At 63.9% G+C, this 5,843-nt stretch carries 5 protein-coding genes and 1 pseudogene; all 6 read right to left on the reverse strand.

Annotation, left to right across the window (positions count from 1 at the left end):
- Nucleotides 1–505, reverse strand: a pseudogene (locus WCE35_RS20915) (vWA domain-containing protein); the annotation flags it as partial.
- Nucleotides 502–1,374, reverse strand: a complete 873-nt coding sequence (locus tag WCE35_RS20920; protein WP_424595220.1) for an AAA family ATPase — start codon at nt 1,372–1,374, stop codon at nt 502–504. The pseudogene WCE35_RS20915 and the gene WCE35_RS20920, both read right to left, overlap by 4 nt.
- A gap of 231 nt (nt 1,375–1,605) precedes the next feature.
- On the reverse strand, nt 1,606–4,026 hold the full coding sequence (locus tag WCE35_RS20925; protein WP_424595221.1) for an aerobic carbon-monoxide dehydrogenase large subunit: 2,421 nt from the start codon (nt 4,024–4,026) through the stop codon (nt 1,606–1,608).
- A complete protein-coding gene (locus tag WCE35_RS20930; RefSeq protein ID WP_424595222.1) occupies nt 4,023–4,523 on the reverse strand; it encodes a 2Fe-2S iron-sulfur cluster-binding protein in 501 nt (166 codons plus the stop codon). The genes WCE35_RS20925 and WCE35_RS20930 overlap by 4 nt, the downstream gene beginning before the upstream one ends.
- 14 nt (nt 4,524–4,537) lie before the next feature.
- Nucleotides 4,538–5,401 carry an FAD binding domain-containing protein gene (locus WCE35_RS20935; RefSeq protein WP_424595223.1) on the reverse strand — a complete coding sequence of 288 codons (864 nt, stop codon included), beginning with the start codon at nt 5,399–5,401 and terminating at the stop codon, nt 4,538–4,540.
- Between the two features lie 128 nt (nt 5,402–5,529).
- Nucleotides 5,530–5,843: LytTR family DNA-binding domain-containing protein (locus WCE35_RS20940; RefSeq protein WP_424595224.1), on the reverse strand; the 314-nt coding region annotated here is incomplete at its 5' end.

Genomic DNA, 5,843 nt, shown 5'->3' on the forward strand with positions numbered 1-5,843 from the left:
GTTCGGGATCGGCCATTTTGCGGAAATCCGTTTCAGCCAGATTGTCGGCGCGCGAGGCGCCTTCCATGCGGCCTTCGCCGCTACGGTCACTGTCCGCGCCGTCAACGGATGGAATCTGATCCATCGCCGTGTCGCCGCCAGCGCGCTGCTCCGGACGGTTGTTCGCAAGGCTCTTCAGCGACGGATTGTTGGCCGCCCTGGCCGACCCCATCGTGACCGATCGCGATTTGACGCGCTTGCCGAGCCAGAACGCATCAAAGATGCCGTCGAACCTCTCCCAGTCGGACTTGCGTGCCGAGAACAGATGCTTGAACGCCGAGCGCAACAGGCCCGGCTTTTTCGCATAGCCTGCCGTCATCAAGGCGGCGGCGTCCTGGCCCTCTTGCAGCCCGACGGCAAAACCATTGTCGCGCAAGGTTTTGAGAAACGCCGCGAGTTTTGCCGAGACCAGGCGGGAAACCTGGTCGATCTCGTCATAGCCGGGATTGGCGCCGCAGCAGCTCATGCGACCTTCCCCAGCAGGCGCCCGGTGACCTCGCGGGTCACGCGCGATTTGTCCTCATGGGTCTTGAGCAGGCACATCAAGGTTTCGTGCACGGTCTCGGGCGCATCATGCAGATCGCGGACGTCGAGACCGACCAGCGCCGCCGCCCAGTCCAGCGTCTCGGCGACACCAGGAACCTTGCGCAGCTCCTCCTTCCTGATGCCTTCGACCATCCGCGCGATCTGCAGCGACAGCGACGCACCGGCGCCATCGATCCGCGCCATGATGATGCGCGCCTCGCGGTCGACGTCGGGATAATCGACATAGTGATAGAGGCAGCGGCGGCGCAGCGCGTCGGAGAGTTCGCGCGTGCCGTTCGAGGTCAGCACCACATGCGGGATGGTGGTGGCGGAAATCGTGCCGAGTTCGGGGATCGACACCTGGAAGTCGGACAATAGCTCGAGCAGGAACGCCTCGAACTCGTCGTCGGCGCGGTCGATCTCGTCGATCAACAGCACCGGCGGCCGGTCGCGCCGGATCGCGGCCAGGAGCGGCCGCTCCAGCAGGTATTTTTCCGAAAAGATCTGGTCCTCGACCGCGTCGGGGTTGTCGCCGCGATGCGCCTGGATCGACAGCAATTGGCGCTGGTAATTCCACTCGTACAGTGCCGCCGACTGGTCCAGCCCCTCATAGCATTGCAGGCGGATCAGTTCGGTCGTGTGCACGCAGGCCAGCGCCTTGGCGACTTCGGTCTTGCCGACGCCCGCCTCGCCCTCCAGCAGCAGCGGCCGCCGCAGCAATTGCATCAGCGAGACCGCGGTCGAAAGCTCGCCGTCGGCGATGTAGCCGCAAGCCGCCAACGCTTGCGCGATGTCCTCGCGATCTTTCATTGCCAGAGCGTTTTCCGGTTTGCTCGAATCATGGCCGCTGCTCCCGTGGCCTCATCGTTCTCAAGGCGATGCGAAGCATCGTCCGGAGACGCGCGAAGACGCGCTCCTCACCATGAGGGTCTGAGACCGAACACTGAGGGTCGTCATTGCGAGGAGCATAGCGACGAAGCAATCCATTCTTTCTTTCCTTGGCGGCATGGATTGCTTCGCTGCGCTCGCAATGACGAGGAATTACGCGAACACTCCCAGATTCTTCGCCGCCCTCCAGTTGCGCCAGAAATCATGCGGCATCTGGATGTGGGTGGAGCCGAGGAATGAGAACGCGTCGTTGACGGCATTGGAAAACGCCGGCACGCCGCCGACATTCGGGCTTTCGCCGACACCCTTGGCGCCGATCGGATGATGCGGCGACGGCGTCACGGTGAAGTCGGTCTCCCAATGCGGGGTCTCGACCGCGGTCGGCATGAAGAAATCCATGAACGAGCCGGTCACCACATTGCCCTCGTCGTCGTAGCGGATTTCCTGGCCCATCGCGATCGCAAACGCTTCGGTGAGGCCGCCATGCACCTGGCCCTCGATGATCATCGGGTTGATGCGGGTGCCGCAATCATCGAGCGCGTAGAAGCGGCGGACCTTGTAGACGCCGGTATCGACGTCGATGTTCATCACGCAGATATAGGCGCCGAACGGATAGGTCATGTTGGGCGGGTCGTAATAGCTGACCGCCTCCAGGCCCGGCTCCATGCCCGGCGGCACCGAATTGTAGGCCGCCCAGCAGATGTCCTTCATCGACATCGTCTTCTCCGGCAGCCCCTTGACCCGGAAACCGTCGATGTCCCATTCGAGATCGCCCTCGTGCACCTCGAGCTTGTAGGCGGCGATCATCTGCGCCTTGGCCTTGATTTTTCGCGCGGCCATGGCGATCGCGGCTCCCGCCACCGGCGTCGAGCGCGAACCGTAGGTGCCGAGCCCGTAAGGCGCGGTATCGGTATTGCCCTCCTCAACCATGATGTCGTCGGCGGGGATGCCGATCTCGGTGGCGATGATTTGCGCCCAGGTGGTCTCGTGGCCCTGGCCCTGGCTCTTGGAGCCGACCCGGGCGATGCCTGCGCCGGTCGGATGCAGGCGGATTTCGCAGGAATCGAACATCGCGATACCGAGAATGTCGCAGTTCTTCGACGGGCCGGCGCCGACGATCTCGGTGAAGAACGACACGCCGACGCCCATGATCTCGCGGGTCTCGCCGCGCTTGAACGCCGCGCGTTGTGTCGCCTGCTCCTTGCGCAAGCCGGCATAATCAACCGATTCCATCATCTTGCGCATGGCGGTATGGTAGTCGCCGGAATCGTATTCCCAGCCGAGCGCCGAGTGATAGGGGAACTGCTCCGGCTTGATGAAATTCTTCAGCCGCAACTCCGCCGGATCCATCCCGAGTTTTTGCGCCAAAATATCCATCCCGCGCTCGATGCAGTAGGCGGCCTCCGTCACCCGGAACGAGCAGCGATAGGCGACGCCGCCCGGCGCCTTGTTGGTGTAGATGCCGTCGACCGAAACATGCGCGGTCGGGAAGTCGTAGGATCCGGTGACGATGTTGAAGAAGCCGGCCGGCCACTTCGACGGATCGGCGCAGGCGTCGAACGCGCCGTGATCGGCCAGCACATGAACGCGCAGGCCGGTGACCTTGCCCTCTTTGGTCGACGCGATCTCGGTCGTCATGTGGTAGTCGCGCGCAAACGACGTCGCGGTGAGATTTTCGATGCGGTCCTCGACCCATTTCACCGGCTTGCCGGTGACGATGGAGGCGACCGCGGCGCAAATGTAGCCGGGATAGGCGCCGACCTTGTTGCCGAAACCGCCGCCGATGTCGGGCGAGATCACGTGGATCTTGTGCTCGGGAATCTTTGCGATCAGCGCCACCACGGTGCGGATCACATGCGGGGCCTGAAAGGTGCCCCAGATCGACAGCTCGCCCCTGATCTTGTCGAACGAGCAGACGCACTGGCAGGTTTCCAGCGGCGAGGGATGGGTGCGGTGATAGGAGATCATCTCCTTGATCGTCACCTCCGCCTTGCGGAAGGCGGCGTCGGTCAGGTCCTTGTCGCCGACGGTCCACTCGAAGATGTGGTTGTGGTGCTTGCGCGGACCATGCGCGCCGGTCATCTTGCCGGCAAGGTCCTCGCGCAGCACCGGCGCATCCTTGTCCATCGCCTTGAACGGATCGATCAGCGGCGGCAGCGCTTCGTACTCGACCACCACCTTGTTGATGCCGTCATCGGCGGCATAGCGGTCGGTCGCGACCACGAAAGCCACTTCCTGATTCTGGAACAGCACCTTGCCGTCGGCCAATACCATCTGCACGTCGCCGGCGAGGGTCGGCATCCAGGCGAGATTGACGGTCTTCAGCGTCTCGGCGGTGATCACCGCCAGCACGCCCGGCACCTTCAGCGCCTCGTCGCCATTGATCGATTTGACGCGCGCATGGGCATGCGGCGAGCGGACGAAATCGCCATGCAGCATGCCCGGCAGTTTGAGGTCGTCGACATAATTGCCCTTGCCTTGGGTGAAGCGGATATCCTCGACCCGCTTGCGCTTGCAGCCCATGCCTTCGAGCTTGGCTTCGCGTTGTTCCCGCGTGGGAGTCATGTCGTTCATTCCGCAGCCTCCTGGAATTCGACGCCATTGATCTTGGCGGCGGCGTACTGGATCGCCTTGACGATGTTCTGGTAGCCGGTGCAGCGGCAGATGTTGCCCGAAATCCCCATCCGGATTTCATCTTCGCTCGGCGACGGGTTCTCCTTGAGCAGCCGCTGCGCGCGCAAAATCATGCCGGGCGTGCAGAAGCCGCATTGCAGGCCGTGCATCATGCGAAAGCCTTCCTGCAGCGCCGACAGCGAGCCGTCGGCATTGGCCACGCCTTCGATGGTGGTGATGTCGGAGCCCTGGGCCTGCACCGCGAACACGGTGCAGCTCTTCACCGACATGCCGTCGAGGTCGACGGTGCAGGCGCCGCAATGGGTGGTCTCGCAGCCGATATGGGTGCCGGTCATCGCCAGGTTTTCGCGGATGAAATGCACCAGCAGGGTGCGCGGTTCGACCAGGCCCTCGACCTCGGCGCCGTTCACCTTCATGGTGACGTGGGTTTTTGCCATTTTCGTTTCCCCCCTCAGCTTGCGCGGCCGGCAGCGCGCTGCAGCGCGCGCGTCACCATGATGCCGCCGACATGTTTGCGGTATTCGACCGGCCCGCGGGCGTCCGCGGCCGGCGACATGATCGCAACCGCTTCGGCCGCGGCCTTCTTCAGCGTGGCCGCATCGAGGCTCGTGCCGATCACCGCCTTGGCGGCGGCGTCGGCGAGCAGCGGCGTTTCCGACAGATTGGTGAGGCCGATTTTGCAGGTTGCGACCTTGCCGCCGGACATCGTCAGCACGACCGCGGCCGCGGCGGTGGCGTAATCGCCGACCTTGCGCTTCAGCTTTTCATAGGCGTAGCCATGGCCGGCGGTCGGGACCGGAATGGAGACCGAGGTCAGCAGCTCGCCGGGCTCGATTGCGGTGAAATAGGCGCCCTGATAATAGTCGGCCGCCGCGACATTGCGCGCCCCGGAGGCGCCTTCGAGCCGGTAGCTGGCGCCGAGCGTCATCATCAGTGCCGGCATGTCGTTGCCGGGATCGCCATTGGCGACATTGCCGCCGACCGTGCCGCGGTAGCGCACCTGGGGATCGGCGATCAACAACGCGGTCTCGTGCAGGATCGGGATGGACTTTGCGATTTCGTCCGAAGCCAGCAGTTCATGCTGGGTGGTCATGGCGCCGATCACGATGGAGCCGCCGTCGCGCCGGATGCCCTTCAGGCCGTCGATGCCATGCAGATCGACCAGATGCTCGGGCGTGGCCAGCCGGAGCTTCATCATCGGAACCAGGCTGTGGCCACCGGCCAGCGGCCGGGCCTCGTCACCCAAGGTCGCGAGCAATTTCACGGCATCAGCGACCGTTGCCGGCCGATGGTAACTGAACGGGCCAGGTATCATTGGTCTCCTCCATTCGTAGGAGGGCAGGCTCTGTCCCGGCGTTTTGCCGCGCAAGATGACAGCCACGAGGTCAGGAAATTCGCACGAATTGCGGCTTCATACGCACGAAATGCGTCAGCCTTGGCGACCTATCCACCGATCGGGGGATGGGCATGGCGCCGGGCGAGGCCAAGTCTCGCCCTCACCTCAGCGATTTTGGCGCGGCTGACCGGCACGCGATGCGGCGACGGGCCGTCGAGTTCGACGATCGCGCCATCGCCTTCCCTGCGGACCAGAGTGATATGCGGAATGGCCACGATATGGCTGCGGTGCACCCGGACGAACTGGCCGGGATCGAGCTGGGCTTCGGCCTCCGAGATCGACCATGGGCACATCCGCTCCCGGGTGCCGTCATGGACCTTGGTGTAATGGGCGTCGGCGCGGACGCTCCTTATATCGGCAG

The organism is Bradyrhizobium sp. (genome assembly GCF_049691595.1).
Lineage (GTDB): Bacteria > Pseudomonadota > Alphaproteobacteria > Rhizobiales > Xanthobacteraceae > Bradyrhizobium.

Excerpts from the sequence above, each read along its gene's own strand:
- WCE35_RS20920 (WP_424595220.1), bottom strand. The coding sequence starts at position 1,374 with ATGAAAGATCGCGAGGACATCGCGCAAGCGTTGGCGGCTTGCGGCTAC.
- WCE35_RS20925 (WP_424595221.1), bottom strand. The coding sequence starts at position 4,026 with ATGAACGACATGACTCCCACGCGGGAACAACGCGAAGCCAAGCTCGAA.
- WCE35_RS20930 (WP_424595222.1), bottom strand. The coding sequence starts at position 4,523 with ATGGCAAAAACCCACGTCACCATGAAGGTGAACGGCGCCGAGGTCGAG.
- WCE35_RS20935 (WP_424595223.1), bottom strand. The coding sequence starts at position 5,401 with ATGATACCTGGCCCGTTCAGTTACCATCGGCCGGCAACGGTCGCTGAT.